The following is a 26,780-nucleotide window of genomic DNA, read 5'->3' on the forward strand; positions in this document are numbered from 1 at the left end:
TGGCAGTTGAAAGCCCCGGTTGAGCGGAAACTCGCTCAACCGGGGCTTTGGTGGTCTGTGGACGTCTGGGTTGGCGAGGCTTAGCCCACGCTCCAGACTCCACCAGCGATATCAACAAGTGGTGCGACCAAGGCCGTTCCTGTGAGGAACCATGCAAAGGCAGCTCCACCACATCCGCCAAGCCAGAATCCGCTAGCAAATTCAGCCCAGCCTGCTTTGGTGAACAGATCAGCAGGAGGATTGTCGATCGTGGCGTCAGCGGGCTGGACGTTGGGTCCATTTCCTGCGCTGCCGTAGATCGACATGCAGATGGTCAAGATTGAAACCAATCCAATCGTGGCCAAGAGCCCCGCTGTGGTGGCGTAGTCCGTTGAGCGCATCGGCCCACACACCGTGAAGGGTCCATAGAGGAAGAATCCATGGGCCATGCCAATTTCAAGACCACGGCGGTTGGGAGATAAAGCCGGTCGATAGGCGGGCAAGGCATTGAGGAAGGCCTTGCTGAAGTAGCTGCTATTTACAGGTGTGGCCAGGTTGCCGACGGTGGGATCGGCGACGGGGGTCACTGTCATGGAAGGAAAGGCGAGTTGGTTGCGATGTGCAGAGGTGATCTGGGGGGTCTCCGCCGATCAGTCAGTGGCTTCGATCACATTGAAAAGCAGAGCCATAGCCACGGCTGGTCCCATGATTCCCACAAGGGGAACAAACACCGAGGGCATCCAGGCAGCGACGAATTCTCCGGTCATGGCGACGCCAAAAGGTCCTTATTTACTGTATAGAAAGCCCTTGATGCGGTCCGTCCTCAATCGGGACGGCGACATAAAAGTTCAATCCTTCGTCTTCGCGATTTCTTTCCGATGAATCAGCTCATTGCCGGTGGCGCTGCGTTTGTTTTGGTTCTTGTTTTGTGGGGATTCGGGCGGCGTCCCACCAAAACAATCCTGAGCAGTACAGATGCGGGCATGGTTGCGGCCATCAACCGAGCGCAACTTGGGCTTGTGGATGGAGGCTCGGACGACGGGTCGCCTGCGTCTGAGCCGATCGGCGATGAAGCAAGGGCAGAGCCGCTCTGGCAGAGACCGTGCTCAGAAGCTCAAGCGATGGCCTTGAGGAAGCAATTGCTGCATGCCTTTAACCACGGTCATCCGGATGAGCGCTTGCGGGCCATTCAAATCGCCTGTGAATGGGGGCATCGCTCTACCGTGCCCCTGCTCAGGAGGGGACTGCGAGATGTGGACGCTCGCATCGTGCAGCTATCAGCTGCCGCGATCGAACCTCATCGTGGCGGCCCTGCCCCTGCTCCTGCTCAATCTGTACGGCCCCCGCGCAACGTGGCGCGGATGCGATAAATCGGTCTCCCTTGGCTTTCGTGATAGGTGCGAATGAGCAGCTCTGCCAACAGTCCAAAGCAGAACAATTGAATGCCTGCCAACCCCAAAACCACCGCCAGCGTCAGCAGGGGGCGGTTGCCAATATCTGCTCCTTGAAGCTTGATCAGCAAGAGGTAGCTGCTGGAAATCACGCTCAACGCAATCGCAATCAATCCGGCGAATCCGAACACGTACATCGGACGCGTGAGGAATCGCTTCATAAACCACACGGTGAGGAGGTCCATGAGCACCCGGAAGGTGCGATCAATGCCGTATTTGCTGCTGCCGTACTGCCTTGCCCGGTGATTCACTTTCACCTCGGTGATCCGTGCGCCTTCGATGAAAGCCAATGCGGGCAGGAAGCGATGAAGCTCTCCATACAGGCGCATGTCCGAGAGAACGGCCCGGTCGTAGGCCTTCAGTGAGCAGCCGTAGTCATGGAGCTTCACGCCTGTGACCCTGCCGATCAGTCGGTTGGCGATGCGCGAGGGCAACTTGCGCTGGAGTTCGGCATCCTGGCGTTGGTGACGCCAGCCGCTCACGAGGTCATACCCCTCCCGTAGCTTCGCCAGGAGCAAGGGTATGTCGGCTGGATCATTCTGTAAGTCGCCGTCCAAGCTGACGATGACCCGGCCACGGGCCACGTCAAAACCAGCGGCCATCGCAGCGGTTTGACCGTAGTTTTTGCGCAGGAGCACGCCAACGAGCTCTGGAACCTCCTGACTCACCTGCGCGAGCACGGCTGCGGTCTGATCAGACGACCCATCATTCACGAGAACCAGCTCGAAGCGCTCGCCTGTGGGCCGCAGGGATGCGAGAAGTTGCTCGACAAGTTCGGGCAGGCTCTCCTCTTCGTTGTAGAGCGGCACCACTACGGATATGTCGAGACTGCTCTCCCCGTTTGCGGATGCGTTTGAGGGTGCTGCTGGGCTCAGAGACATCCAGATGTGGAGCGATGCGAGCAACTTAATCCGGCATCGAGGGATCTCTTCAAGGAAGCGTGGAGCCGTCATGGCAGCGCGTCACCCTGCCGGCTCCGCGAAGTTCGGATCGGTAGTGGCAGGCCACGGGGTGTTGGTCCGAGGGGTGGATGCTGTCGATGCCAATCCCGTTGCGCCCATGCTCCTGCCCCGAACTATGCATGTAGCGACCTTGTCCGAGGTGGATGGCCACATGGGTGCAACGCTGTGCCGTGCCAAAAAACAACAAATCTCCAGGGCGCAGCAGTTGATCATTCCCGGGGCGGACCGCCACGGGGCTGCAGAACCTTTCCTGTTGGTAAGCATCCCGAGGTAACCAGAGGCTTTGGCTGGCAAAGGCGGTTTGCACAAGGCCTGAACAGTCGAGATCAGGACCGATCGTCCCCCCCCATAAATAGTGATTGGGGATCTGAGCAGCGTCCTTCAGCCAACGAAGCACGAATGGAAGACGCTTTTGGATGCTCTCTGCATCGAGGAGCCGAGGACGCCAGTTGCTGCGCGCTATGGCCTGACCCTTGAGGTCATCGATGGCCATCCAACAGGGGTACCCATCCTCAAGCAAAGCTGTTTTGACGCGATGGGCGCTCGCAGGCGGATCGGCCAGAACTCGAAACCCTCTGCCAGCGCACGCTTGCGTCGCTAAGCCGCTGCCATGACTGCGCGCATACCCTTGAATATCCACATTCAATGTCCAACAGCTTCCTTTGCTCAGCTGTTCGGGAGTGAGGGCTGTGCCTAGGGTCGGCATTGACTGATGCCTGTGCTATGGCGTTCTACCGTGCCGAGCCGGCGATGCAGGAGTACCTCGTCGGCTTGATCGATCGACTCGCTGAGCAGGGCCGCCCTGGATTGCACGAGCAGATTGCCGTGAATTGGGTGCGTTACGACCAAGCCAATCTGTCGACGGGGAGCGGATTTGGTGCTGCTTGGGCTGATCAGAAACCGCTCTATCCAGCGAGCGTTGTGAAATTGGTTTATGCCGTTGCGGTTGAGGCTTGGCTGCAAAAGGGTCTCCTTCTGGAAACGGCGGAGTTACGGCGTGCCGTCAACGACATGATCGCTCTGTCCAGCAACGATGCCACTGGATTGGTGATGGACTATCTGACGGGCACCTCCAGTGGGCCAGACCTGCAGGGCGAAGCATGGGTGAGCTGGCAGCGTCAGCGTCAATTGGTGAATGAGTGGTTGTCGGATTTTGGCTGGGCTGAGTTTGAACGGGTGAACTGTTGCCAGAAAACCTGGGGGGATGGGCCCTATGGGAGGGAACAGAGGTTTTATGGCGAGAACAACAGCAACCGCAATGCCTTAACAACTGCTGCCGTCTCTCGGTTGTTAGAGGCGGTGATGACCGACGGCCTGCTCTCCCCACCGGCTTGTCATCGGCTGCGTTCAGCGCTCGCACGCTCTTTAGATCCGGACGAGAGGAGCGCTGATTCTGAAAATCAGGTGGATGGTTTTCTGGGCGAAGGCCTACCAGAAAACAGCAGGCTATGGAGCAAAGCCGGATGGATGAGTCAGGCCAGGCATGACGCCGCTTGGTGGACTGATCCTGAGGGCATTGCCCAGATGCTGGTGGTGTTCAGCGTGGGTCATGAACGTGCCAATGACAACCAGTTGTTGCCGGGGATTGCGAGGGAGTTAGCTGCTTTTCGCTAGGTCTTCTAAGTAATCAATTGCCTGCATTCATAGTGCTTGCCTTGGTAAGAAATAGTGCTGTTGTTGCAGCTTTTAGTTGATATGTGCATCTTTTGAAGTACTATGGCTTTGCATTGATTTTTTTGATCTCTTGCTTGTCAAGCGCTCGTTTGGGTCGATGAAGGGTTTCATTCGACTGGTGATCTGAAAATTAAATCTTTGATGAATCGCACAGATGTTTGCGGCATGGCGGTGAATCAGGTTGATGCGTGCTCATGGTTATTGCGTAGGTAGTCTTAAAGAAATATTGTCTCCAAGGTCTATAGCTGCTTGGGCCTTGGTATGGAAGTTTTGACTGAACGTTGCCGAATCCTGAAAATCTTTAGAGGTTCTTTTAAAAGATTTGATTAATACTTGTTTTTGATCAGAGTTGGGAATCAGTCGTGAAGGCGTGAAGTACTTCGTGAACAATCTCTATGGGTTCCATGTTTGCATTCACCGTCAAGTGAAGTGGCAACAGAGAATTGTTTAAAACGGAGAGGGAGGGATTCGAACCCTCGACAGAAGTTGCCTCCTGTAACTCCTTAGCAGGGAGCCGCTTTCAACCACTCAGCCACCTCTCCAGCAGCCAGGTCATCTTACCAAGAGGTGTGCCAAATGCTCAGATCACTAAGCGTGGCAAGCGATGTTTGAAACTGCAGAGCACTTCCCAGGGGATGGAATCGGCAAGTTCCGCCCAGGACCGAGGGCTGATGGTTTGTTCGCCATCGCGGCCTAGCAGGGTGACAACATCACCGCTTTCCAGGCCCGTGTGCTCCGTGGCATCGAGGATCAGCTGATCCATGGTGATCGCTCCCACTTGAGGAAGCGTGTGGCCATCATGCAGCGCATGAATGCGGCCCGAAAGGCACCGGCTCACTCCATCGGCGTAGCCGATGCTGACAACGGCCAGACGACTGGGCCGCTTGGTGACAAAGCGATGCCCATAGCTGACGCCAACCCCTGGAGGGACCTCGCGGATCAGGCTCACTTTGGCTTTAACGCTCAGCGCAGGCTCCAGGTTGAGAATCCCATCGAGATGTTCACTGGGGCAGTGACCGTAGAGAGCGAGTCCCACGCGCACAAGGTCGTGGTGAAGGCGCGAATCCCGCAGGGTCCCTGCTGAGTTGGCGAGATGCCGCTTCAAGGTTGGGCTTCGCAGTTCGCGTGTGATGCTTTCGAAGCGTTCTTCCTGGAGCGTGGTGACCTGGCCTGCATGTCCGTCGCGTTCTCCATCCGCTAGGGCTAGGTGGCTGTAAATGCCACAAAGGTGGAGTTGATCCAGCTGTTGGATGGCGTGGGCCAGCCGGTTGCCCTCCTTCCAGTCACAGCCCAGGCGGGTCATCCCCGTGTCCAGCTTGAGTTGCACGGGGAAACGTCGCCCACTGCTATCCGCCAGGTTTTGACAGAGCAAGGCCTCACGCATACTGCTGAGGGTGGGCATCAGCCGCCATTGCAGGCAGGCTCTGAGGTCATCGGGCTGGGAGAGATGCCCCAACACCAGCACCGGCTGATCAATCCCTGCATTCCGAAGGTCGATCCCCTCCTGGAGTGTTGCCACACCAAAGCTCGTGGCACCACCACGAACAGAGGCTTTGGCCACGGTTTCTGCTCCGTGGCCATAGCCGTCTGCTTTGACGACAGCCATCAGATCACAGGAAGGACCAAGGTGGCGTTTTAGAGCACGGGCATTCGTTTCGATGGCAGAAGCCGACACCTCCAGCCAGGCGCGCTGGCGTGGGTTGGCCTCCGCTGGATTCTGAACCCAGGGAGAGTTTTGGTTGTCGGCGATCTGATCTCGCATGCGAGCAGGGTAGTGAAGATCACAGAGACGTCCCTGTGATTCTCGATAGCATGCCCATTATTGGAGGGTTGGAATGGGCCAAGTTCTGGTTCTCAACGCCTCCTATGAACCCCTGAACATCACAACTTGGCGGCGAGCCATGGTGATGTTGATGAAAGGAAAAGCGGAAGGATTGGAGCACGACCAAAGCAAGTTGATCCGTCAAGGCACCCATCTGCCGACGGTGATCCGTCTTGTTCAGTTCGTAAGGGTGCCTTTTCGCCAACTTCCCTTGACGCGTCGAAACGTGTTTCAGAGGGACAACCATTGCTGTCAGTACTGCGGCTCGCGCACGGAGCAGCTCTCCATCGATCACGTCATGCCCCGCAGCCGTGGCGGTGGTGATAGTTGGGACAACATCACCACCGCTTGCTTGAGCTGCAATGTTCGCAAGGGCAGCCGAACGCCTGAGGAGGCGGGGATGCCCCTTAATCGTGTGCCACGTCGTCCGCATAGCAGCCTCAGCTTTGAAGCCGTACGCCAGATCGACTCTGGTCGCTATCTCGAATGGGCCAAGTATGTGATCGGTGCTTAATCGATCTCTGTTCAATCAGCCTGTTCGCTGAGGTCGGCGAGTTTGCCTCGTTGTTCTTCGGCGATGCAGGCATCGATGACATCATCCATTTGGCCCTCCAGTACGGGATCAAGGCTGAAGTTGCGTCCGAGCCGGTGATCTGTCATCCGGTTGTCTTTGGCGTTGTAAGTGCGGATTTTTTCACTGCGATCCCCCGTGCCCACTTGGGCGCGCCTAGCTGATCGTTCGCTGGCATTGGCCTCAGCAAGTTGGCGTTCGTAGAGCTTGGCGCGCAGAATCTCGAGGGCGCGTTCGCGGTTTTGCATTTGCGAGCGCTCCTGGGTGCAAAACACCCTGATGCCGGTTGGTTTGTGCATCAGGTCAACCGCCGTTTCGACTTTGTTGACGTTTTGGCCGCCGGCGCCGCCCGACCTGGCGGTGCTGATGTCCAGGTCGCGGGGGTCGATCTCCACTTCAACCGGATCAGCCTCTGGCATCACGGCAACCGTGGCTGTCGAGGTGTGAACCCGTCCTTGGGATTCTGTGGAGGGCACCCTTTGTACCCGATGCACGCCGGCTTCAAATTTCAGTTCGCTGAAGACGGCATCCCCCTTCACCGAAAGAATCAATTCTTTGTAGCCACCTAAATCAGCTTCATTCGCGCTAACCGGTTTCACACTCCATCCCCGTCGACTGCTGAAGCGCTCATACATGCGCGCTAAGTCTCCAGCCCAAAGACAGGCTTCATCTCCACCTGCCCCAGCACGGATTTCCAGCATCACGCTGCGCTCGTCTCTGGGATCCTTTGGCAACAAAGCCAGGGTGATCCTTTGAATCAGATCGGCATGGTGGCGATCGAGTTCTTGAAGCTCCTGTTGGGCCAACTCTTCCATGGCTGCATCACCACGGCTTTCTTTCAGCAGGCTTTTGGCTTGAACTTGCTCGGCTTCTACCTTCTGAAGGCTGGTGTAATCGAGAACCAGAGGTTCCAGGCGTGAACGCTCACGGGCAATGGTTTCTAGCCGCTGTGGGTCAGCGGCCACATCGGGATCTGCCAGCTGTCGCTCCAAATTGTGGAAGCTGCTGGTTGCCGCTTCCAAGCGACTGATCAGAGTTGTTGTGTCCATCCCCTCAGGGAGCAGTAATCAAAAAACCCCCAAGCGCAGACACGTTCTGCGAGAGGAGGTTGGGCTCACGAGTTCCTGGAACTGATGGGCGTTATGAGCGCTCAGGAGTCTTTAGAAGTCTCGTCTTTGGCGTCCTTTGTCTCGGAGGTGGTGTTGTTAACACTGCCCATGCCGTACTTGCGCATGAAGCGATCCACACGGCCTTCGGTGTCGAGAATCTTCTGCGTGCCGGTAAAGAATGGATGGTTTCCACTCCAGACATCAACATTGATTTCAGGCTGGGTGGAGCCGGTGGTCATGACAACTTCACCGTTGCAAATCACCTTTGCATCCGGATACCAGGTTGGATGAATGTCGGGCTTAGGCATGGGAAAACAAAAAAATGGGTGATCTGGTGAAAATCAGCGCTTGGAGAACTGAGGCGCTTTACGTGCTTTCTTCAGTCCGTACTTGCGACGTTCCTTCGCACGAGGATCTCGGCTGAGATGTCCTTCGGTTTTCAGTGGCTTGCGGTTATCGACCGAGAGTTCGCAGAGTGCTCGTGCAGCTCCTTGCTTGATGGCATCTGCCTGACCTGTCAGGCCACCACCCCGAACGTTCACAAGAACGTCGTACTCGGTGCTGAGTCCCAGGGTCTGAAGAGGGGCTTTCACCGCAGCCAAGTAGGCGGGGTTGTAATTCAGATAGTTGTCGCCAGGGCGTCCATTAATGGTGATCGTGCCATTCCCGGGAACCAAGCGAACACGGGCGACGGAGGTCTTGCGACGACCTGTGCCCCAATAAACGACGGCGTTGTTTGAGCTACTCATTGTGCGGAAGCGGCAGGGTCGAGCTGGAGGGTCTTGGGTTGCTGGGCGGCATGGGGATGCTCGGTGCCCTTGTAAACCTTGAGTTTGCGGAACAACTGGCGGCCCAGGGCGTTGTGGGGAAGCATCCCTTTGATCGCTTTCTCAACGATGCGCTCTGGAAGACGCTCCTGGAGGTGCTCGAAGGTTTCAACCTTCATGCCACCTGGACGGCCTGAGTGACGGCGATACAGCTTCTGCTGGGGCTTCTTGCCTGAAACTCGGATCTTGTCCGCATTCACCACGATGACAAAATCGCCAGTGTCGAGGTGAGGAGTGAAGCTGGCTTTGTTTTTTCCACGCAGCACAGCAGCGACTTCAGTCGCTAGGCGACCGAGGGTTTGATTCTCTGCGTCAACCAGATACCACTGGCGGTCGATCGAATCAATGGAGGGAACTGAGGTCTTGTTCATCGCGCCGGCATGCCGGTTCTCGTATACCCCGTCGCAAGCGGCGGAGCTGGTCAGGGAGCATCAGATCACTTGAGTGATCTGATCAAAGCTCAAAGATCGAGTTTACCTTGTCACTGGTCTTGGTTTTTGATTCCTAGACCGGGGCAGCGGGCTTCCTCAGGCAATGGGCTTATTGGTTTTGCGGCCAAGGCGGAGGATCCGGAGGAGGATCGCACGTCGCCAAAGCAAACCGCGGTTGGCAATCGTACCAGCCACCTTTGCTGAATAGATCCTCCGGGTATCCAGCTCGCAGCAGGCAGAGGCCATGGGGTGGGGCGGCTTCTCGCACTTCGTCTCGACGACGTTCCCGCCAACGCTGTTCAAATCTTTGCGGGGTGAGGCGGTGTTCGCCGACGGAGATGAGTTGCCCCATCAGGAGTCGAACCATTCCATAGAGGAAGCCGCTGGCCTGAATCTCCACGCATAAGAGATCGCCGTCTCGCTCAATGTTGACGTCTTGGATGGTTGTCCTTGAATGAGATCGGCGGCTGCCTGCGCGTTGAAAGGCCGCGAAATCATGCTCTCCTTTTAATGCAGAGAGCGCTTGCGCCATCGCTTGCTCATCGAGTCGCCTCTGGTAGCGATGCCAACTCCAGGGAGCCAAAAATAAATTGGGCCGGCGGCCGTTATAAATCGTGTATCGGTAGCGCCGATAGATGGCCGAATAGCAAGCATGCCAAGTCAGAGGGCGCTCGATGGCTTCGCGCACACGGATGCTCCCAGGCAGGCGCCCATTCAGTGCTGGTGCCCAGCGACTCGCTGGTATCGGCCCACTGCAGTCAAAGTGGACAACTTGGCCTGAAGCATGAACACCGGCATCGGTTCGCCCTGCGGCGATGGCCTTAACGGGTCGGTGTGGATCGAGGGCTGCAATGGCTTTTTCCAGAACGGCCTGCACGCTCTGACCCCGTCCTTGGGTCTGACGCTGCCAACCACAAAAAAAAGATCCCTCGTACTGCAAGCTGATCGCAATTCTCTGAAGAATTGGACTTTCAGCCTCAGACGAGGGATTTGGGGTCACAGGCAACACGGATGAAGCTGTGTTGATTGGGTGAATCAGACCAGCTCAATAATGGCCATCTCAGCGTTGTCGCCACGCCGAGGCACCGTGCGGGTGATGCGGGTGTATCCGCCGTTCCGATCGCCGTAGCGCGTTGGGGCCTTGTCGAAGAGGGCGTGAACCAACTGCTTGTCGTAGACATAGCCCAGAACGCGACGCCTGGAGGCGAGGCTTCCGTTCTTGGCCAACGTGATCATCCGTTCGGCTTCATCACGCAGAGCCTTGGCTCTCGCTTTGGTTGTCGTCACCCTGCCTTCGCGGATGAGCTGTGTTGTGAGTCCGCGAAGCAACGCCTTGCGTTGGTCAGCCGGGCGGCCCAGCAGGGGAACTCGACATTGGTGGCGCATGGTTCTAAGAGAAAACTGAAGGAAGGAGGGGTCAGACGCTAGTGCGACTTTGGGGGATCGAAATGCCGATGCGCTCGAGAGCTTCGATCACTTCATCAGCTGACTTCGAGCCAAAGTTTTTGATCTCGAGAAGATCTTCGTAACTGAAACCCATCAGGTCAGAGACTGAATTCACCTGGGCGCGCTTAAGACAGTTGTAAGCCCGAACAGAAAGATTAAGCTCTTCGAGGGGGATTTGAGCTTCGGCAGAAGGCTCAGGCTCTAGCCCTGGCTCTTCCACCATGGTGACGGTGGCAAGAGGCTGGAACAGCTCAATGAGCTGATTGGCAGCCTGGGCAATCGCGTCATCCGGGGTCATCGATCCATCGGTCACGACTTCCATGCGGAGTCGTTCGCGGGCAGATCCACCCTCGGCAACAGCGGTTTCATCCGTCGTGAAATTCACGCGGTGAACAGGCATAAACACAGCATCGATCTGAAGGAGATCAATGGCGCTCGTGTCTTCGTTATGGCGATCAACAGGGCGATAGCCGACGCCGCGCTCAACATGAACTTCCAGTTCGAGGCTGTGCCCTTCGCTGACAGTGGCAATCGGACGCTCACCATCCACCACTTGCACTTGGGATGAGAACTGCAGGTCCTTGGCTTTTACGGTTGCAGGCCCCGAGACGATCAGACGGCCGATTTCCAGTTCGTCTGTACGGCTGTTAACCGTGAGTTGCTTGCAGTTGAGGAGAATGTCAAGCACGTCTTCGCGCACACCTGGAATGGTGGCGTACTCGTGATTAACTCCAGCAATGCGGACAGCGGTAACGGCTGTGCCCTCGAGGTTGCCCATGAGCATCCGTCGGAGGGAGTTCCCGAGAGTCGTTGCTTGACCACGCTCGAGGGGACCGATGAGAAAAACACCGGTCTGCGAGCGATCATCTGTGATCTGATGCTCGATACGGTCGATCTGGTATTGCAACACGGGCTGAAGCGGAGAGAGTGAAGTGGGCCTGGGCTAATTCGCTGAGATCTTCAGACACGACGCCGCTTGGAGCGGCGGCACCCGTTGTGGGGTAGGGGAGTGACATCGCGGATCAGGGTGATCTCCAAGCCAGCAACTTGAAGAGCGCGAATGGCTGTTTCCCGTCCGGAACCAGGTCCACGAACAAGGACTTCAATTTGACGCATGCCTTGCTCGAGAGCGCGGCGAGCGGCAGCTTCTGCTGCGGTCTGTGCAGCAAACGGGGTGCCCTTGCGAGCCCCTTTAAACCCACTGGCTCCAGCAGACGACCAGGAGATAACTTCTCCGGTGGTGTCTGTAATGGACACGATCGTGTTGTTGAACGTGCTTTGAATGTGGGCAACTCCGTTGGGGACGTTGCGTTTGGCCTTTTTGGGGCCTGATTTCTTTGCGGGCTTGGCCATGGGCTAGAGCCTGAGGGGGGTAGGGCTGTAATGAATGAAGAGAGAGACCGATTGAATCGGGCAGGCTTATTTCTTCTTGCCGGCCACGGTCTTCCTGGCGCCACGGCGAGTGCGGGCGTTGGTGCGGGTGCGTTGACCGCGCACGGGAAGGCTCATCCGATGACGACGCCCACGCAGGCAACCAATGTCTTGCAGGCGCTTGAGGGCCATGCCCTCTTGACGCCGTAGATCTCCCTCGATTGTGAAGGACTCAGTGGCGTTGCGCAGTTTCTGCACATCGTTGTCCTCGAGATCCTTCACGCGGATGTCAGGGTTGACTCCGGCTTTGGTGAGGATGGTCTTGGCCCGAGTTGAGCCGATTCCGTAGATGTAAGTAAGTGCGACTTCGATCCGCTTGTCGCGGGGAATGTCAACACCAGCAATCCTTGCCACTGAGCAAATAATCGAGGGGGGACAGTTGCCGCCTGTTGGCAGCGAATGATGCGGTCAGAGTGTGGAGCGAGGGATCATCCCTGGCGCTGCTTGTGCTTAGGGTTTGGGCAGATCACCATCACCCGGCCGTGGCGACGAATCACCCGGCACTTTTCACACATTTTCTTGACCGAGGCGCGCACCTTCATGGGGTGTGGCTCTCCAAAATTCCAAACAGCGAATTTACCACAGCGACCTAGGCAAGAACACCTTCGATGCGCTCAGTGATCGCTTCGATGCTGCCATGGGCTTCGACCGATTGCAGCAGACCCCGCTGTCGGTAATGCTCAATCAGGGGCTCGGTTTTGTCTGCATAAACTACGAGTCGATTGCGGATCACGGCTTCGTTGTCGTCGTCTCGCCCCCTGGATAACAAGCGTTCGATCAGGACGGCGTCATCGAGCTCAAGAAGCACGACGGCTTCGATGGGTTGGTTGAGCTCCTTGAGGAGCGGATCGAGCGCTTCAGCCTGGGCAACATTGCGTGGGAATCCATCCAACAACCATCCCTGACCATTCAGGGCTCCAAGCTGGGCTTTCACGATGGCTAGCACGAGCGCGTCGCTCACCAGCTCTCCACGATTCATCACGCTCTCGGCTTCTTTGCCCAGTTCGGTTCCTGCCGACACTTCCGCGCGAAGAAGATCGCCAGTGGAGAGGTGACGTAAGCCATGACGATCACATAACAGTGCCGCTTGGGTTCCTTTTCCAGCGCCGGGAGGGCCTAAGAAAAGCAGTCGTTGTTTCATGGAAATTGGATTGACTGGATTGTGAATGCCTTATTGGCGAACAAGTCCTTCGTAGCGCTGGGAGATCACGTAGGTCTGAACTTGCTTGGCGGTGTCGATCGCGACACCAACGAGGATCAGAAGTGAGGTGGCACCAAGTCCTTGGAAGGTTGTGACTCCCGTGGCCCTCTCAACGGCTGAGGGAATAATGGCCACAGCGCCAAGGAAAAGTCCGCCAAGAAGGGTCAATCTATTTTTAACCCCCTCCAGATAGGCAGCTGTTGCACTACCGGGCCTCACTCCTGGGATGGCAACTCCGCCTCGTTTGAGGTTGGTGGCAATGTCACTCGGATTGAGAGAGAGCGATGAATAGAAATAGGCGAATCCCAAAATCAGGGAGAAGAACACGATCGCGTAAGGCCATGGATTGGCTGCGCCAGGATTTAAGGCGCTCGCCGCTCGAATCAGGATTGGATTATTGGTGACGTTCGCGATCGTGATCGGCAAAAAGATCAGCGCTGACGCGAAAATAATCGGCATCACGCCACCGGCATTGAGCTTGAGGGGGAGATAGCTCTGACGACTTGGGAGGAGCGCTGTCCCCCCTACCTGGCGCTTGGCACTGACGATGGGTAAGCGTCTAGCGCCTTCCTGAACAAAGATGATTCCAACAATGGTGATCAGGAAAACCAAGACGAGCACAATGATCCCGACAACATCTCCTCGGTCTCCTGTCTGAGCCTTCTCAATCGTTGACCCCAAGGCCTTCGGGAGGGTGGCGACGATATTCAAAAAGATCACAAGGGAGGCCCCTTGTCCGATGCCTCGTTCCGTGATCACTTCACTGAGCCACATCACGATCATCGAGCCTGTCACCAAGGCCAGTGCTGTTTGGACGACAAAGACGACGTCGCTTAATCCTTCAACGGCGTATTGGCGAAGGATCATCGCAAAAATGACGCTTTGCACCGTTCCCCAGCCCAGCGCCACGTAGCGGGTGATTTGGGCGATTTTTCGCCGACCAGCCTCGCCTTCGTTTTTCTGTAGGTCCTCGAGTTGGGGGAGCGACGCTGTGAGCAGTTGGATGATGATCGAGGCGTTAATGAAAGGCAGGATGCCTAGGGCAAACACGCCAAGGGTGGAGATTCCTCCTCCAGTGAAAATGTCAAGGAAGCCAATGAGTGTTCCTCCCTGCTCAATAAATTGCTCAAAGGCAACGCGATCGATCCCAGGCATGGGGATGTAGATCCCCAGCCTGACAAGCATGAGCAACCCCAAGGTTGTGAGAACCCGGCCGCGCAGCTCAGGGTTCTGCACCAACTGGGTAATCACTTCAGTGGCGCTGGGGTTGCGTCCCCGACTGACAAGCATGGAGAAGGAAGAAAAGAATGGGGCTGATGCAGCAAAGCCGTCCCAGGACCGGAATCCAGTGGGACGGCTCAGACCTTAGATCTGCGCGGAGCAGATCGTATTGGCGAGATCAGTCGAGAACCTCGCAGGTCCCACCGGCGGCTTCGATTTTGGCGCGAGCAGAGGCCGTAAAGGCCGCTGCCTGAACGGTGAGCTTGGCTTTCAATTCACCGTTGCCAAGAATCTTGAGGGGACTCTTAGGGCTGGTGACAATGCCATCTTTGACGAGCGAGTCGAGATTGACGGTGCTGCCAGCCTTGATGTCGTTCAGTGCACTCACGTTCAGAACGGTGAATGACTTCGGATTGATCAGGGTGAAATGCTTGAGCTTCGGCACCCGGCGATAAAGCGGCATCTGGCCGCCTTCAAATCCAGGACGGGTGGGACGGCCTGAGCGGGACTTTTGTCCGCGCATACCGAAACCGCAACTAGCACCCTGACCGGCTGCAATACCACGGCCCTTACGCAATTTGCGCCGACGAGCACCTTTGTTGGGTTTGAGAGAGTCGAGTCTGAGAGTCATGGGGGAAATCAGGAGTAGATCTGCTCGAGGGAGATCCCCCGTTCCTTGGCTGTCTCCTTGTGGGTGCGGAGAAGTTGCAGGGCCACCATGGCAGCCCGAGCGTTATTGAGAGGGGTTTTGCTTCCTAGGCGTTTCGCCAAGACATTTTTAATGCCTGCGAGTTCGAGCACCGTGCGGATGGATCCACCGGCAATTACACCGGTACCAGGTGCGGCGGGACGAATGAGAACACTCGCTGCACCGTCACGACCATTCGACAGGGTCGGGATCGAGTTGTGGCGGGTCAGAGGCACTTTCACTAGGTGCTTTTTGCCATCAGCAACTCCCTTGCGTACCGCACCGATGACATCGCCGGCCTTGCCGACACCAACGCCGACCTGACCGCGTTCGTTGCCGACAACAACGATGGCGCGAAAGCTCATCTTTTTGCCGCCCTTCACGGTTTTGGAGACCCTGCGGATCTGCACAACGCGCTCTTGCCATTCGGAATCACGTTCTTGGCCACGGCGACGGTCGCCGCGACCGCCGCGACGGTCACCGCGGCCGCCTCCGCCTCCGCGGCGCTGCTCCTGTTGTTGGCCTTGACCTTCAGCTGCTGCCGGAACGTCAGAAGCCGATGGCACGTCGTTGGAGGTGGTCTGGTTGTTGGGTTCGGTCGTCATAGTGAGAGCAGGATCAGAACTGAAGGCCCGCTTCCCGGGCGGCATCGGCAAGAGCTTTCACTCGGCCGTGGTACAGGTTGCCGCCTCGATCGAAGACAACTTGTTGGATGCCTTTGGCGATGGCACGTTTGGCCACTAAGTCGCCAACGGCACCGGAGGCATCACAGCTGCTGCCATCAGCTTTGAGGCTGGATCGCAGATCTTTGTCGAGCGTTGACGCAGAACACAGGGTGCTCTGCGCATCGTCGTCGATCAACTGAGCGTAGATGTGACTGTTGGAGCGAAACACGGCCAGTCTGGGACGATCGGCAGTGCCACTGAGATGGCGACGCAGACGCCTGTGGCGTTTCTGGGTCTGCTGTTTGCGGGAGAGGGTCGACATGGTGGGTAAAGCTGAAGGGTGTCTGGCAGGGAATTACTTCTTGCCCGACTTGCCTGCCTTACGCAGGATGCGCTCGCCCGCATATTTAATTCCTTTGCCTTTGTAAGGCTCGGGAGGACGGATGGCGCGGATCTTGGCGGCTTCATTGCCAACCAATTCCTTGTCGGTGCCTGAAACGGTGACGTTGGTGTTGCCTTCCACCGCGAAGGTGATGCCTTCAGGGGGCACCATTTCAACGGGGTGGCTGTAGCCAGCGCTCACCACAAGGGTTTTGCCTTTGACCTGGGCTCGGGAGCCCACGCCAACGATCTCCAGCTTTTTGGAGTAGCCCTGACTCACTCCGATCACCATGTTGGCGACGAGAGTTCTACACAGACCGTGGCGTTCACGGGAACTGCGTTTTGTGCTGGTGGGTGCCACCACGATGGAGTTATCCACCTGGTTAACGCTCACACCAACAGGAAGGGTGCGTTTGAGCTCACCCTTGGGCCCCTTCACAGTGACGGCGAGGCCGTCGAGTGTGACATTCACCTTGTCGGGAATGGGGATTGGATTTTTACCAATACGTGACATGGTTCAGGTTCCGGGTCAATAGACGTAGCAGAGCACTTCGCCGCCCACGCCTTGCTTGCGGGCGTCGCGGTCGCTCATCACACCCTTGGAGGTGGAGATGATGGCTACCCCTAGTCCTCCGAGGACCTTGGGCAGGCCGCGCGTGTTTTTGTAAATGCGAAGGCCAGGCTTGCTGACCCGTTGCATGGAGCGAATGGTGGGTTGGCGGTGTTTGCCGCTGTACTTGAGCTCCAGCACCAATTCGGTGCGAACACCCTCGCCTTGCTCGCTGATTTCAGCGATAAATCCCTCTTGTTGCAGCACTTTGGCAATGCTGCGGGACATGCGAGAAGCTGGAACTTTTGTGGACTCGTGACGTTTTTCACTCGCATTGCGGATGCGAGTGAGCATGTCGGAAATTGGGTCGTGATTAGCCATAGTGGTTTCCGAGGGGGGCTCAGTTGCTGCGGAATGGCATTCCCATCTCGCGGAGGAGGGCCCGGCCCTCTTCATCCGTGCGGGCAGACGTCACGATTGTGATGTCCATGCCTCTGATGGCGTCGATCTTGTCGAAAGAGATCTCAGGGAAAATGATTTGCTCTCTAACTCCCACGGTGTAATTCCCACGGCCATCGAAGCTTTTCGGGCTAACGCCTCGAAAATCCCGAATGCGGGGCAGCGCCAAGTTGATGAAGCGTTCTAGAAACGCATACATGCGATCACCCCGGAGGGTGACAGCACATCCAATCGGCATTCCCTGGCGGATTTTGAAAGCTGCAATGGCTTTCTTGGCTCTGGTGATGACAACTTTTTGGCCTGTGATTTGGGCCAATTCGTTCACCGAAGCCTCGAGAGACTTTGCATTGGTGGCTGCTTCGCCGAGTCCGCGGTTAACGGTGACTTTCAGCACCTTGGGAACTTCATGAATGTTGGAGAGACTCAAATCTTTCAGCAATTTTGGCTGAATGGTCTCCCGATAGCGCTGTTTTAGTGACATGGCTGGGGGAAAGGACTTCTGGGCTTGGTCAGAAGAGCGATTGAGGTGATCAGTCGATCACTTCGCCTGTTTTCTTAAGGCGGCGCTTTTTGCTGCCGTCTTTTTCGGTAATCAGTTCAATGCGACTGGCAACCTTTTTGGTTGTGGAATAAAACATCACGTTGGAAGCATGCAGGGATGCTTCTTCAGTGACAATTCGTCCAGTTTCACCTTCCTGGGTGGGCTTGACGTGACGGGTTCTCATATTGAGCCCCTCCACGATCACCCGGTTTTCGTTTGGCAAAGTGCGCAGGACTTCTCCTGTTTTGCCTTTGTCTTTGCCGGCAATCACCTGAACGGTGTCACCTTTGCGAAGGCGCATCTTGATGCGCTCAGCTGGGGCTGATTTGGATGTTGCGGTAGCCATTTCAGATCACCTCCGGAGCGAGGGACACGATTTTGGTGAAACTGCGTTCACGCAATTCACGGGCGACAGGTCCAAAGACACGAGTGCCTTTGGGATTTTTGTCGTCGTTGATGATCACGGCTGCGTTGTCATCAAAACGAATGGAATTACCCGTATCGCGACGCATGGTGGCTTTGGTCCGAACCACAACGGCTTTGACGATGTCGGACTTTTTGACACCCATGTTGGGCATCGCATCCTTCACCGTGGCCACGATCACATCACCAACGTGTGCGTAGCGGCGATTGGTGCCGAGAACGCGAATGCATTGGATCCGTTTGGCGCCACTGTTATCAGCAACCGTGAGGAATGTTTCCTGCTGAATCATTTGGACACCTCCTCAGCTTTAGGGCTTTGACTGAGGACTTCAGCAATGGCCCAGCGCTTGTGGCGGCTGAGTGGACGTGTCTCGGTAATTCGGACACGGTCACCGACGCGACAGGCGTTGTCTTCATCGTGGGCTTTGTAGCGGGTGGTGCGGCTGACCGTCTTTTGATAGATGGGGTGGGGGAAGCGGTTCTCCACCGCCACAACCACCGTTTTGTCCATCTTGTCGCTGACGACGGTGCCGACCCTTTCTTTGAGTGCCATGGAAGGTTCTCCTTAAGGATCAGGAAGCAGCGGAGCGCTTGCGCTCCGATTGCACCGTCAGCAACTGAGCCAGTTTGAGACGGCTCTCCTTGAAGCGGTGCGTGTTGCCCAGCTGGCGGGTGGCCTGCTGGAATCTGAGTTCGAACAATTCGCGGCGGAGGCCGTCAATTTGTTCGGTGACATCTGCGTCAGACAATTGGCGCAGATCTGTTGCTGTAGGACGTGCCATGGTCAGGACTCCACGGTTGAAGTAGCAGCAGCCTTGGTGCCGGCTGGCTGTTCCTGTTCATCGAGTGCGATGAACTTTGTTTTGATCGGGAGCTTGTATTGCGCTAGGCGCATGGCTTCCTTCGCAATCTCAGGGGTGATTTCTTCACCGCCCATCTCGAACAGAATCCTGCCGGGCTTGATCACCGCAACCCAGAATTCTGGGTTGCCCTTACCAGAACCCATACGGGTTTCAGCGGGGCGCATGGTGACGGGCTTGTCCGGAAAGATTCGAATCCAGATTTTTCCACCACGTTTGACGTAGCGGGTCATGGCACGTCGGCTGGCTTCGATTTGACGCGAAGTGATCCAGCCGCATTCTTGGGCTTGCAAGGCAAACTCACCAAAGGCAATGGTGTTACCTCTGGTGGCGACACCGCGCATGCGGCCTCGCTGTTGTTTGCGGAATTTGACTCTTTTGGGACTCAGCATGGTTTAGGCCTCCGGTTCAACCCTCGTTTGAGCGGTCTTCGAACTGTTGGGGCCTACGACCGGCCCGACGGCGGGGATTGGCTCCCACCGGGATCTGCTGTTGGGAGTCGTCGCTCAAAACTTCTCCCTTGAAGACCCAAACCTTGATGCCCAGAACGCCATAGGTCGTGCTGGCCACTTTGGTGGCGTAATCAATTTCGGCGCGAAGGGTGTGCAAGGGCACACGTCCTTCCCGCGTCCATTCAGTACGAGCGATTTCTGCGCCATTGAGACGGCCGCTGACCTGGATTTTTAGGCCAAGGACGCCGGCTCGTTGAGCGCGCTGAACGGCCATGCGGATGGTGCGGCGGAAGGCCACGCGTTTCTCGAGTTGCTGAGCGATGTACTCAGCGAGAAGGAATGCGTCAGCGTCCACACGCTCGACTTCAACCACGTTGATTCGAACCTGACGGCTCGAGTCACCGACGGTTTTTTGAATGCCGCTGCGAAGATCTTCGATTCCGCTGCCTTGACGGCCAACCAGCACACCGGGGCGTGCAGTTTTGAGCTCAACCTCAAGTTGATCAGCCTTGCGGGCGATCAGCACATCGCTGATGCCAGCAGAGCCGTATTTCTTGTGGATGAATTTGCGAATTCGATCGTCCTCTTGCAGGAGGGCGGGATAATTTTTGCTGGATGCGTACCAGCGTGACCGGTGCTCCTGGGTGATCCCCAGGCGTAAGCCGGTTGGATGGATTTTGTGTCCCATTCAGACGGTGTGCTCGGGGGGTCAGGAGTCGGTCTGAGCTGCCACAGCAATGCTGATGTGGCAGGTCTGTTTTTTGATCGCGTAGGCGCGACCTTGAGCGCGGGGCCGATACCGCTTCATGGATGGACCCATGTCAGCGGTGGCCTGGGAAATGATCAGGGTTGCTGGGTCAAGTCCGAGGTTGTGCTCAGCATTGGCTACAGCGGAACGAAGCACTTTCGTGATTGGACCGGTGGAGCGGTAGGGCATGAACTCGAGCATGATCAGCGCGTCGCGGTAAGTGCGACCACGGATTTGATCGAGAACACGGCGCACCTTGGATACGGAGCCGCGGATAAAGCGGCCGTGCGCTTGGGCAGTGGTTGCCGTTGGGGATGACGTTGTCATGGTCTCAGCGGCCTCCTTTCTTGTCTTTGATGTGGCCCTTAAAGGTGCGTGTGGGTGCGAATTCACCCAACTTGTGCCCCACCATTTGCTCAGTCACGAAGACTGGAACGTGGGTTCTGCCGTTGTGAACGGCGATGGTATGGCCGATCATCATCGGCAAAATTGTGGAGGCCCTGGACCACGTCTTGATCACTGACTTGTCGTCAGCGGCGTTTTGCTTTTCAACCTTGCGAAGAAGGCTGTCAGCAATAAATGGGCCTTTTTTGAGAGAACGTCCCATGGCGGATTAAGCGAACTGCAAAGCGGTGAGTGACATCAGGAATCGCGTCCGCCACGGCTCCGCTTGGACGTCTTGCGACGTTTCCGGAGGACGAACTTGTTGCTGGGCTTATTCCGCTTGCGGGTTTTTAGGCCCAAAGCGGGTTTGCCCCATGGAGTGACAGGTCCCGAGCGCCCGATAGGAGCACGGCCTTCACCACCACCATGAGGGTGATCGCAAGGGTTCATCACGCTGCCTCGGACCTGGGGACGACGCCCCAGCCAACGGCGGCGACCAGCCTTGCCCAAGCTGGTGTTGCGAATTTCGGCGTTGCCGACTTCGCCAAGAGTGGCGAAGCACTCACGCCTCACGAGGCGCACTTCGGTGGAGGGGAGCTTGAGGGCGACGTAATCACCCTCCTTGGCCATCACCTGAGCACTCGCACCTGCGGTGCGAACCATCTGACCACCGCGACCGGCATAAAGCTCGACGCAATGAACACTGGAACCGAGTGGGACGGCTGAGAGCGGCATAGCATTGCCGATCTCGATCGGTGCATCCGTGCCTGAAACCACCGTTTGGCCGATGCTGATCCCAGCTGGGGCCAGGATGTAGCGCTTCTCGCCATCGGCGTAAAAGAGCAGGGCCAACCGCGCATTGCGGTGGGGGTCGTAGTGAATCGCGGCCACTTTGGCGGTAACACCATGCTTGTTGCGACGGAAGTCGACCAAGCGATAGAGGCGTTTGTGACCACCACCGCGATGGCGGCAGGTGATAACACCGCGATTGTTGCGTCCTTTGCGGCGGTGTTTGGAGACCACCAAGGAGCGTTCCGGCTTGCGGCCGGTGACTTCACTGAAGTCTGTGACCACCCGGGTTCTGGTACCGGGGGTGTAAGGGCGGAAAGTACGAATTGCCATGACGATTCAGCCCCCTCAGGACTCAGGGAAGAGTTGGATGGAGTTGCCCTCGGCCAGGCGCACCACGGCTTTCTTCACTTGAGCGCGCTTACCGGCAAAACGGCCGATACGACGACTCCTGCGAGGAGGATTCATGGTGCTAATGCCCGTGACCTTGACATCGAAGAGCTGCTCGATTGCAGCTTTGATGTCGGGCTTGGCGGCGCGATGGTCCACCTCAAACGTGTATTGGTTTTGTTCCAATGCACGGGTGGCCTTTTCAGTGATCAGCGGGCGGCGGATCACATCGGCCAGACGTCCGGTGAAGCGCTCAGTCATCGCCGTAGACCTCCTGAATCTTTGCGAGAGCGTCCTCGCCCACTACCAGTTTGTTGGCGTGGAGCAGATCGAAGACGTTGAGTTGGTCGGCTGCGATCAGCTTCACGGTCTCCAAGTTCCGAATCGAGCGTTGCACCGCTTCGGAAGGATTGGTGAGGATGATCAAAACCTTGCTCGTGGCAGAAACGCCAAGTCTCCCCAGAGCATCGATGATCTCTTTGGTCTTCGGAGTCGTCAGCGTGGTGGCGAAATCCTTCACCACCACGAGATCCTCAATACGCGCCATGAGGGCGGTACGGAGGGCTGAACGACGCTCCTTACGGTTCATCGCAAGGTTGTAGGACCGGGGCTTCGGTCCAAAAATGATGCCGCCACCCGGACGCAGTGGAGTGCGAACAGATCCCTGGCGTGCGCGGCCCGTACCTTTTTGTTTGTAGGGCTTGCGTCCACCACCTCTCACCTCTGATCGGGTCAGGGTGCTTGCGGTGCCTTGGCGGCTATGGGCCTGCTGACGCAGCACTGCGCGATGCATCAGGTCAAGGGCACTGGTTTCCTTGGCAACCTTCAAGTCAAGGCTTGCCTTGCCAGCTTCTTTCCCTTGCCAATCGCGAACGATGCAGTTAGCCATCACTTACCTCCTTTAGCGGGCTTGGCGCCCACCCGGTTTGCGGGACGGATGTTCAGCAATGAACCTGGTTTCCCGGGAACAGAACCTTTCACCACAAGAAGGTTGCGATCGCTGTCAATTTTCAGGATCGTCAAACCACGGGTGGTGATTTTTTTGCCGCCGTAGCGACCGGACATCCGCTTGCCTGGATAGATCCTGCCTGGCGTTGTGCCGGCACCGATCGAACCGGGTTGGCGATGATTTTTGGAGCCGTGCGTCATAGGACCACGACTGAAACCATGGCGCTTTTGCAGACCAGCAAAGCCACGACCCATGGTGTCGCCACTGACGTCTACTTTTTGGCCAGCCGTGAAATCACCCACGGTGATGGCGCCACCCACCTGAATCCCGTCGAGATCGTCGACGCGGTATTCACAGAGGTGGCGAAGGAGATCTTCGCCGGATTTGGCGAGATGGCCTTTCGCAGGCTTATTGATCAGCTTTTCGCGAATGTCGCCAAAGCCAATCTGTACGGCTTGGTAGCCGTCAGTGTCTGAACTTTTGAGCTGGGTGATGCGGCAAGGACCCGCTTCGATCAATGTGACCGGAACGGCTTTTCCTTGCTCGTCGAAGAATTGGGACATGCCCAATTTCTTCCCAAGAATGCCGATAGACATGGAGGTAAGAACGCCAGCGTGAACAACCGCTTAATCACAAAGGAATGAAGAGGCCTAAAAGGGCGCTGATCGTATTAACGCAGTCATGACCGTCATCCTCTCGCCAATGGCGAACAAGAAGGCGGATTGGGGCTAGCGAGCGAATCAGCTGGCTGAGACTTTCCGTGCAATGGTTTGCTCGGTGAGTTTCTCGGCAGGACCACCAATGAATTGGTGAGGCTGCTCTGGCCTAGGGATCCGGCGCAAACGCCGAACCTGCTCTGCGATCTGGAGGCCCGGCTAGCGGGCGGGCACAGTTCAACAGTGCAAACAAAGACACTACAGCATTGCGATCAAGCCCCTAACTGGTGGCGTTTAACTGCCAGAATCCTGTTATTCGATCCAATTTCATGCCGCTGCTGCTGTCTGGTCGTGGTTTCCGCCGTGAGCTGGAGTCGGCAGGTTGCATGGCTGTGTTTGCGCCCCTCGAGGGTGGTGCTGAAACGCGTTTGTTGCGCCGATTGCGCGGAGCTGGGTATCGCACGCAGCTTTCCTCTGCCCGCGGTCTGGGCGATCCAGAGGTGTTTTTATTCCAAAAACATGGCATTCGTCCGCCCCACCTCGGGCATCAAAGTGTTGGCCGCGGTGCGGCTGTGGGGGAGGTTCAGGAGGTGATGCCACTCCTTGGTGAAGCGATGTTGGGGACGAAACCGGTTGCGTTATGGCTGCTTGAAGGCCAAGTCCTATCGCGCTCAGAATTGTCAGCCCTGTGTGATCTGTGTCGTCGAGAGCCTCGTTTGAAAGTGGTGGTTGAAATGGGAGGCGCGCGAAGCCTTCGTTGGCAACCCATGAATGAGCTTCTGAACAACTGAATTCCACCGTGACCACTGCTCTGCAGAGAGCGGATCCCGGTGAGCTCGCTCTGGCGAATGGATCCTGGGTCAAGTTGATCTGCGGAGCCAGCAACCAAGATTTGGCCACGATCGGAGATCTTTGCGCGCTCTTCGCTGTTGCAGGCGTTCACTGCGTGGACGTGGCTGCAGACGCTGCCGTTGTGCGTGCTGCTCGTGAGGGACTCGACTGGGCCTGGGAGCGCACCAGGCGACGCCCCTGGTTGATGGTGAGTGTGAGTGACGGACATGATGCCCATTTCCGCAAGGCGGTTTTTGATCCAGACCTTTGCCCTCCAGATTGCTCACGGCCTTGTGAGCGCGTGTGTCCAGCCGATGCCATCCGGGCAGGTGTCGGCGTTGATGAACGGCTTTGCTACGGGTGCGGTCGCTGTTGGCCGGCATGCCCGCCCCAAATCATTCAATCCTTGGATCGTCGGGTGGGCCTGCATGACTTGGCTTCCCTTCTTCAATCCTTGCGTCCCGATGCTTTGGAAATTCATACGGCGCCAGGGCGCATGCCTGCTTTTCAGGCAACCCTGGAACAGGTTCGTCTCGCGGATGTCCCCCTGAGGCGGCTGTCAGTGAGTTGTGGACTGGAAGGCCATCAGGTCACGGTGGAGTCGCTTTCCAGAGAACTGTGGCAGCGCCATCAAGCCTTGCGTGCGCATCAACAACGCCCGCTTTGGCAGCTTGATGGTCGTCCCATGAGCGGTGACCTTGGGGTTGGGACGGCCCGTGCCGCCGTTGGTTTGTGGGAGCGGCTTCAGCCCTTGGCGCCGCCTGGTCCCCTGCAGTTGGCTGGTGGGACCAATACAGCAACGGTTGGATTGCTGCCATCCCAAGGGGGAGCGATGGGACCTGCTGGTGTTGCTTTTGGTGGGGTGGCGAGGGCGCTGGTGCAGCCCTTTTTTCAAGCGGCGCAAGACCGGGGATGTCGTTTGCGCGACTGGCCGGATGGCTGGGCTCAGTCTCTGCAAGCTGCTCGCCTGATGATTGCTCCCTGGTTGCGGCGTAGCTGATCGCACTCCAACCTCCTGCTCCTCTTGCTATGACTGTTTTCGGTCCGATTGCTGGCCGGCTGAGCCATGACGACCGAGCGCATTACCGACGACTTAAACCGACTCGTTTCTTTGCTTCCAGCAGAGCTTCAAGCCTCGTTGGCTTCCCCGGAGTCCAGAGACCAACTGCTCGAGGTGGTTCTCGACCTTGGACGTGTTCCAGAAGCTCGATATTCAGGTGGGTCCACCCCCCTTGGAACCAGCACCATTACGCGCGCCGATCTGCAGGCGATGGTGGAACGTCTCGGCCAGTTTGGCTCTGATAACAGGGCGGGCATTGAGCGAACCTTGCATCGGATCAGTGCCATCCGTAACCGCCGAGGGGAGGTGGTGGGTTTGACCTGCCGCGTTGGTCGCGCGGTGTTCGGGACGGTGGCGATGGTGCGCGATCTTCTCTATAGCGGTGAGTCCTTGCTTCTGATGGGCCGGCCCGGGGTCGGGAAGACAACGGCCTTGCGCGAGATCGCTCGCGTTCTCTCCGATGATCTGGGGAAGCGTGTTGTGGTGATCGACACCAGCAATGAAATAGCGGGGGATGGCGATATCCCCCACCCTGCGATTGGTCGAGCGCGGCGCATGCAGGTGGCACGCCCAGAGCTTCAGCATCACGTGATGATCGAGGCCGTGGAAAACCACATGCCTGAGGTGATCGTGATTGACGAAATCGGCACCGAGTTGGAAGCGCGTGCAGCCCGCACGATCGCGGAACGGGGGGTGACGTTGGTGGCGACAGCGCACGGCAATGCCCTGTCCAACTTGATCAAAAATCCAACCCTGTGCGATCTCATTGGTGGCATTGAATCCGTCACCCTGGGCGACGATGAGGCGCGTCGTCGTCGCAGTCAAAAAACGGTGCTGGAGCGGGCGGCGGAACCGACCTTCTCAATGGCCGTTGAGATACACAGTCGTAGTCATTGGGCCGTGTATCGAGAGGTGGGACGAGCGGTTGATGCCTTGCTACGCGGGCATGTTCCCAGTCCTGAAGAGCGGAAGATGGCCTCCGATGGACGCGTTCTGCGCGTTGAACCCCAGGTGTCTCCCTCGCCCTTGCGTCGCCCTTCCTTGGCGCCGGTCCCGCTTCCAGATCCCGTTGATCCAAACCCACATCAACCCGTGGAGATGGGGTCTGCACCGTCAGCGTTAAAGGAGGCTCAGGCGCCGTCAACGCTGCTTCAGGTTCTCTGTTGTGGCCTGAGCGAGCAACGGCTGGATGAAGCGGTTCGCCGACATGACTGGGCTGTGCAAGCGGTGGATGATCTCGTGCAGGCCGATGTGGTGCTGAGCGTTCGCCAAGGACTTGGCCGTCAACCTGAGCTGCGTCGTCAAGCGAGAGACGCAGGCGTTCCCATCTTGGTGATCAAATCCGACACCCTCCCTCAAGTGGAGAGGGCCTTGGAGCGTTTGTTGATGCGCCGTGATCATGGAGTGAGCGATCGAGACTCTGCGGACTCTGGTGATCAGTCCGATGCCTCTGCTGCTCTTGAGGAATGCCGTCTGGCCGTTGAGCAGGTGGTGGTTCCGCAAGGCCGTCCCGTGGAGCTGCTTCCCCGCAACGACGATGTGCGCCAAATGCAGGCAGAGCTCGTTACGCGCTACCGCCTTCGTAGCGATGTGTATGGCACCAGTGGTCAGCGGCGACTGAGAGTGTTTCCACCTTGAATCAGGGATTCGTTGTGAGAGGTGGATTGACGAAGGTCACTATGTTGTGGGTAACTATGTATGCACTAGCAGGGACCACCAGTTTGGTGGTGCTGAGCTGGGGTTAATGGGCCGTCGCCAAGCGGTAAGGCAGCGGGTTTTGGTCTCGCCATTCCTAGGTTCGAATCCTAGCGGCCCAGTTTTTCCGGATT

Annotated in this window: 41 protein-coding genes and 2 tRNA genes; 7 read left to right on the forward strand and 36 right to left on the reverse strand. The window is 57.2% G+C overall.

What is annotated here, in order from left to right:
• Positions 1–80: 80 nt before the first annotated feature.
• Positions 81–572: a photosystem I reaction center subunit XI gene (locus tag SYN8016DRAFT_RS12530; RefSeq protein WP_006854790.1), complete on the reverse strand. Its 492-nt coding sequence runs from the start codon at positions 570–572 to the stop codon at positions 81–83.
• A 57-nt stretch (positions 573–629) separates the two neighbouring features.
• Positions 630–746 (reverse strand): photosystem I reaction center subunit VIII, encoded by a 117-nt coding sequence (locus SYN8016DRAFT_RS12535; protein ID WP_006854791.1) that lies wholly within the window; start codon positions 744–746, stop codon positions 630–632.
• Between the two features lie 111 nt (positions 747–857).
• On the opposite strand from SYN8016DRAFT_RS12535, the gene SYN8016DRAFT_RS12540 reads away from it, so the two are divergent.
• The gene (locus SYN8016DRAFT_RS12540; protein WP_006854792.1) at positions 858–1,349 is read left to right on the forward strand and encodes a hypothetical protein; all 492 of its coding nucleotides are present in this window, start codon (positions 858–860) and stop codon (positions 1,347–1,349) included.
• Here the strand turns inward: SYN8016DRAFT_RS12540 and SYN8016DRAFT_RS12545 are convergent.
• Entirely contained in the window at positions 1,307–2,311 is a 1,005-nt protein-coding gene (locus SYN8016DRAFT_RS12545) for a glycosyltransferase family 2 protein (RefSeq protein ID WP_006854793.1), read from the reverse strand. The genes SYN8016DRAFT_RS12540 and SYN8016DRAFT_RS12545 overlap by 43 nt on opposite strands.
• A gap of 49 nt (positions 2,312–2,360) precedes the next feature.
• On the reverse strand, positions 2,361–3,098 hold the full coding sequence (locus tag SYN8016DRAFT_RS12550) for a C40 family peptidase (RefSeq protein WP_006854795.1): 738 nt from the start codon (positions 3,096–3,098) through the stop codon (positions 2,361–2,363).
• Positions 3,099–3,115: 17 nt separating this feature from the next.
• Between SYN8016DRAFT_RS12550 and SYN8016DRAFT_RS12555 the strand changes: the two genes are divergently transcribed.
• The gene (locus SYN8016DRAFT_RS12555) at positions 3,116–4,006 is read left to right on the forward strand and encodes a serine hydrolase (RefSeq protein ID WP_006854796.1); all 891 of its coding nucleotides are present in this window, start codon (positions 3,116–3,118) and stop codon (positions 4,004–4,006) included.
• A gap of 513 nt (positions 4,007–4,519) precedes the next feature.
• Here SYN8016DRAFT_RS12555 and SYN8016DRAFT_RS12560 read toward each other — a convergent pair.
• Positions 4,520–4,608 (reverse strand) — tRNA-Ser (locus tag SYN8016DRAFT_RS12560).
• A gap of 38 nt (positions 4,609–4,646) precedes the next feature.
• Positions 4,647–5,828 (reverse strand): alanine racemase, encoded by a 1,182-nt coding sequence (gene alr, locus SYN8016DRAFT_RS12565; RefSeq protein WP_006854797.1) that lies wholly within the window; start codon positions 5,826–5,828, stop codon positions 4,647–4,649.
• A 73-nt stretch (positions 5,829–5,901) separates the two neighbouring features.
• On the opposite strand from alr, the gene SYN8016DRAFT_RS12570 reads away from it, so the two are divergent.
• Positions 5,902–6,402: an HNH endonuclease gene (locus SYN8016DRAFT_RS12570; protein ID WP_006854798.1), complete on the forward strand. Its 501-nt coding sequence runs from the start codon at positions 5,902–5,904 to the stop codon at positions 6,400–6,402.
• Positions 6,403–6,413: 11 nt separating this feature from the next.
• Here the strand turns inward: SYN8016DRAFT_RS12570 and prfA are convergent, their stop codons facing one another.
• From prfA to rplC, 30 genes are all read right to left on the reverse strand, one after another.
• Positions 6,414–7,508: a peptide chain release factor 1 gene (gene prfA, locus SYN8016DRAFT_RS12575; protein ID WP_006854799.1), complete on the reverse strand. Its 1,095-nt coding sequence runs from the start codon at positions 7,506–7,508 to the stop codon at positions 6,414–6,416.
• Between the two features lie 101 nt (positions 7,509–7,609).
• A complete protein-coding gene (gene rpmE, locus SYN8016DRAFT_RS12580; RefSeq protein ID WP_006854800.1) occupies positions 7,610–7,876 on the reverse strand; it encodes a 50S ribosomal protein L31 in 267 nt (88 codons plus the stop codon).
• A gap of 33 nt (positions 7,877–7,909) precedes the next feature.
• Positions 7,910–8,317 carry a 30S ribosomal protein S9 gene (gene rpsI, locus SYN8016DRAFT_RS12585; protein ID WP_006854801.1) on the reverse strand — a complete coding sequence of 136 codons (408 nt, stop codon included), beginning with the start codon at positions 8,315–8,317 and terminating at the stop codon, positions 7,910–7,912.
• A complete protein-coding gene (gene rplM, locus SYN8016DRAFT_RS12590) occupies positions 8,314–8,766 on the reverse strand; it encodes a 50S ribosomal protein L13 (protein WP_006854802.1) in 453 nt (150 codons plus the stop codon). The genes rpsI and rplM overlap by 4 nt, the downstream gene beginning before the upstream one ends.
• A 169-nt stretch (positions 8,767–8,935) precedes the next feature.
• Positions 8,936–9,826: a tRNA pseudouridine(38-40) synthase TruA gene (gene truA / locus SYN8016DRAFT_RS12595; protein ID WP_173362188.1), complete on the reverse strand. Its 891-nt coding sequence runs from the start codon at positions 9,824–9,826 to the stop codon at positions 8,936–8,938.
• A gap of 35 nt (positions 9,827–9,861) precedes the next feature.
• The gene (gene rplQ / locus SYN8016DRAFT_RS12600) at positions 9,862–10,212 is read right to left on the reverse strand and encodes a 50S ribosomal protein L17 (RefSeq protein ID WP_006854805.1); all 351 of its coding nucleotides are present in this window, start codon (positions 10,210–10,212) and stop codon (positions 9,862–9,864) included.
• Between the two features lie 31 nt (positions 10,213–10,243).
• Entirely contained in the window at positions 10,244–11,182 is a 939-nt protein-coding gene (locus SYN8016DRAFT_RS12605) for a DNA-directed RNA polymerase subunit alpha (protein WP_006854806.1), read from the reverse strand.
• A 50-nt stretch (positions 11,183–11,232) separates the two neighbouring features.
• Positions 11,233–11,625: a 30S ribosomal protein S11 gene (rpsK, locus tag SYN8016DRAFT_RS12610; protein WP_006854807.1), complete on the reverse strand. Its 393-nt coding sequence runs from the start codon at positions 11,623–11,625 to the stop codon at positions 11,233–11,235.
• A 66-nt stretch (positions 11,626–11,691) separates the two neighbouring features.
• Entirely contained in the window at positions 11,692–12,057 is a 366-nt protein-coding gene (gene rpsM / locus SYN8016DRAFT_RS12615) for a 30S ribosomal protein S13 (protein WP_006854808.1), read from the reverse strand.
• 74 nt (positions 12,058–12,131) lie between these two features.
• Positions 12,132–12,245, reverse strand: coding sequence for a 50S ribosomal protein L36 (gene rpmJ, locus SYN8016DRAFT_RS14640; RefSeq protein WP_011618382.1), 114 nt, complete (start codon positions 12,243–12,245; stop codon positions 12,132–12,134).
• A 47-nt stretch (positions 12,246–12,292) separates the two neighbouring features.
• Positions 12,293–12,844 carry an adenylate kinase gene (locus tag SYN8016DRAFT_RS12625; RefSeq protein ID WP_006854809.1) on the reverse strand — a complete coding sequence of 184 codons (552 nt, stop codon included), beginning with the start codon at positions 12,842–12,844 and terminating at the stop codon, positions 12,293–12,295.
• A 30-nt stretch (positions 12,845–12,874) separates the two neighbouring features.
• Positions 12,875–14,194 (reverse strand): preprotein translocase subunit SecY, encoded by a 1,320-nt coding sequence (gene secY / locus SYN8016DRAFT_RS12630; RefSeq protein WP_006854810.1) that lies wholly within the window; start codon positions 14,192–14,194, stop codon positions 12,875–12,877.
• A 109-nt stretch (positions 14,195–14,303) separates the two neighbouring features.
• Positions 14,304–14,756 carry a 50S ribosomal protein L15 gene (rplO, locus tag SYN8016DRAFT_RS12635; protein WP_006854811.1) on the reverse strand — a complete coding sequence of 151 codons (453 nt, stop codon included), beginning with the start codon at positions 14,754–14,756 and terminating at the stop codon, positions 14,304–14,306.
• An 8-nt stretch (positions 14,757–14,764) separates the two neighbouring features.
• Entirely contained in the window at positions 14,765–15,418 is a 654-nt protein-coding gene (gene rpsE, locus SYN8016DRAFT_RS12640; RefSeq protein WP_038014840.1) for a 30S ribosomal protein S5, read from the reverse strand.
• Between the two features lie 13 nt (positions 15,419–15,431).
• Positions 15,432–15,800 (reverse strand): 50S ribosomal protein L18, encoded by a 369-nt coding sequence (gene rplR, locus SYN8016DRAFT_RS12645; RefSeq protein ID WP_006854813.1) that lies wholly within the window; start codon positions 15,798–15,800, stop codon positions 15,432–15,434.
• A 33-nt stretch (positions 15,801–15,833) separates the two neighbouring features.
• Positions 15,834–16,373, reverse strand: a complete 540-nt coding sequence (gene rplF / locus SYN8016DRAFT_RS12650) for a 50S ribosomal protein L6 (protein ID WP_006854814.1) — start codon at positions 16,371–16,373, stop codon at positions 15,834–15,836.
• Between the two features lie 15 nt (positions 16,374–16,388).
• On the reverse strand, positions 16,389–16,790 hold the full coding sequence (gene rpsH, locus SYN8016DRAFT_RS12655; RefSeq protein WP_006854815.1) for a 30S ribosomal protein S8: 402 nt from the start codon (positions 16,788–16,790) through the stop codon (positions 16,389–16,391).
• Positions 16,791–16,809: 19 nt separating this feature from the next.
• On the reverse strand, positions 16,810–17,349 hold the full coding sequence (gene rplE, locus SYN8016DRAFT_RS12660) for a 50S ribosomal protein L5 (protein ID WP_006854816.1): 540 nt from the start codon (positions 17,347–17,349) through the stop codon (positions 16,810–16,812).
• Positions 17,350–17,398: 49 nt separating this feature from the next.
• A complete protein-coding gene (gene rplX / locus SYN8016DRAFT_RS12665) occupies positions 17,399–17,755 on the reverse strand; it encodes a 50S ribosomal protein L24 (protein WP_038014845.1) in 357 nt (118 codons plus the stop codon).
• A gap of 1 nt (position 17,756) precedes the next feature.
• The gene (gene rplN, locus SYN8016DRAFT_RS12670) at positions 17,757–18,122 is read right to left on the reverse strand and encodes a 50S ribosomal protein L14 (RefSeq protein ID WP_006854818.1); all 366 of its coding nucleotides are present in this window, start codon (positions 18,120–18,122) and stop codon (positions 17,757–17,759) included.
• Entirely contained in the window at positions 18,119–18,385 is a 267-nt protein-coding gene (rpsQ, locus tag SYN8016DRAFT_RS12675; RefSeq protein ID WP_006854819.1) for a 30S ribosomal protein S17, read from the reverse strand. The genes rplN and rpsQ overlap by 4 nt, the downstream gene beginning before the upstream one ends.
• A 19-nt stretch (positions 18,386–18,404) precedes the next feature.
• Positions 18,405–18,614 (reverse strand): 50S ribosomal protein L29, encoded by a 210-nt coding sequence (rpmC, locus tag SYN8016DRAFT_RS12680; RefSeq protein ID WP_006854820.1) that lies wholly within the window; start codon positions 18,612–18,614, stop codon positions 18,405–18,407.
• A gap of 2 nt (positions 18,615–18,616) precedes the next feature.
• Positions 18,617–19,084, reverse strand: a complete 468-nt coding sequence (rplP, locus tag SYN8016DRAFT_RS12685; RefSeq protein WP_006854821.1) for a 50S ribosomal protein L16 — start codon at positions 19,082–19,084, stop codon at positions 18,617–18,619.
• 16 nt (positions 19,085–19,100) lie between these two features.
• Entirely contained in the window at positions 19,101–19,832 is a 732-nt protein-coding gene (rpsC, locus tag SYN8016DRAFT_RS12690; RefSeq protein ID WP_006854822.1) for a 30S ribosomal protein S3, read from the reverse strand.
• A gap of 21 nt (positions 19,833–19,853) precedes the next feature.
• Positions 19,854–20,219, reverse strand: coding sequence for a 50S ribosomal protein L22 (rplV, locus tag SYN8016DRAFT_RS12695; RefSeq protein WP_006854823.1), 366 nt, complete (start codon positions 20,217–20,219; stop codon positions 19,854–19,856).
• Positions 20,220–20,223: 4 nt separating this feature from the next.
• Positions 20,224–20,499, reverse strand: coding sequence for a 30S ribosomal protein S19 (gene rpsS, locus SYN8016DRAFT_RS12700; RefSeq protein ID WP_006854824.1), 276 nt, complete (start codon positions 20,497–20,499; stop codon positions 20,224–20,226).
• A gap of 35 nt (positions 20,500–20,534) precedes the next feature.
• Positions 20,535–21,398 carry a 50S ribosomal protein L2 gene (gene rplB, locus SYN8016DRAFT_RS12705; protein ID WP_006854825.1) on the reverse strand — a complete coding sequence of 288 codons (864 nt, stop codon included), beginning with the start codon at positions 21,396–21,398 and terminating at the stop codon, positions 20,535–20,537.
• A 15-nt stretch (positions 21,399–21,413) separates the two neighbouring features.
• A complete protein-coding gene (locus SYN8016DRAFT_RS12710) occupies positions 21,414–21,716 on the reverse strand; it encodes a 50S ribosomal protein L23 (RefSeq protein ID WP_006854826.1) in 303 nt (100 codons plus the stop codon).
• Entirely contained in the window at positions 21,709–22,344 is a 636-nt protein-coding gene (gene rplD, locus SYN8016DRAFT_RS12715; protein ID WP_006854827.1) for a 50S ribosomal protein L4, read from the reverse strand. Before rplD ends, SYN8016DRAFT_RS12710 begins: the two co-directional genes overlap by 8 nt.
• Entirely contained in the window at positions 22,344–23,000 is a 657-nt protein-coding gene (rplC, locus tag SYN8016DRAFT_RS12720) for a 50S ribosomal protein L3 (protein WP_006854828.1), read from the reverse strand. The genes rplD and rplC overlap by 1 nt, the downstream gene beginning before the upstream one ends.
• Before the next feature lie 389 nt (positions 23,001–23,389).
• Here rplC and SYN8016DRAFT_RS12725 point away from each other — a divergent pair, with 389 nt between their 5' ends.
• The 4 genes from SYN8016DRAFT_RS12725 to SYN8016DRAFT_RS12740 all read left to right on the forward strand — a co-directional run bounded on the left by SYN8016DRAFT_RS12725 (position 23,390) and on the right by SYN8016DRAFT_RS12740 (position 26,768).
• Positions 23,390–23,851, forward strand: coding sequence for an NAD(P)H-quinone oxidoreductase subunit N (locus SYN8016DRAFT_RS12725; RefSeq protein WP_006854829.1), 462 nt, complete (start codon positions 23,390–23,392; stop codon positions 23,849–23,851).
• A gap of 8 nt (positions 23,852–23,859) precedes the next feature.
• Positions 23,860–24,891, forward strand: a complete 1,032-nt coding sequence (locus SYN8016DRAFT_RS12730; protein WP_006854830.1) for an LdpA C-terminal domain-containing domain — start codon at positions 23,860–23,862, stop codon at positions 24,889–24,891.
• Positions 24,892–24,957: 66 nt separating this feature from the next.
• Positions 24,958–26,589, forward strand: coding sequence for an AAA family ATPase (locus tag SYN8016DRAFT_RS12735; RefSeq protein WP_006854831.1), 1,632 nt, complete (start codon positions 24,958–24,960; stop codon positions 26,587–26,589).
• A gap of 107 nt (positions 26,590–26,696) precedes the next feature.
• Positions 26,697–26,768, forward strand: a tRNA-Gln gene (locus tag SYN8016DRAFT_RS12740).
• Positions 26,769–26,780: the final 12 nt, after the last annotated feature.

This window comes from Synechococcus sp. WH 8016 (genome assembly GCF_000230675.1).
In the GTDB taxonomy this organism is placed as follows: domain Bacteria; phylum Cyanobacteriota; class Cyanobacteriia; order PCC-6307; family Cyanobiaceae; genus Synechococcus_C.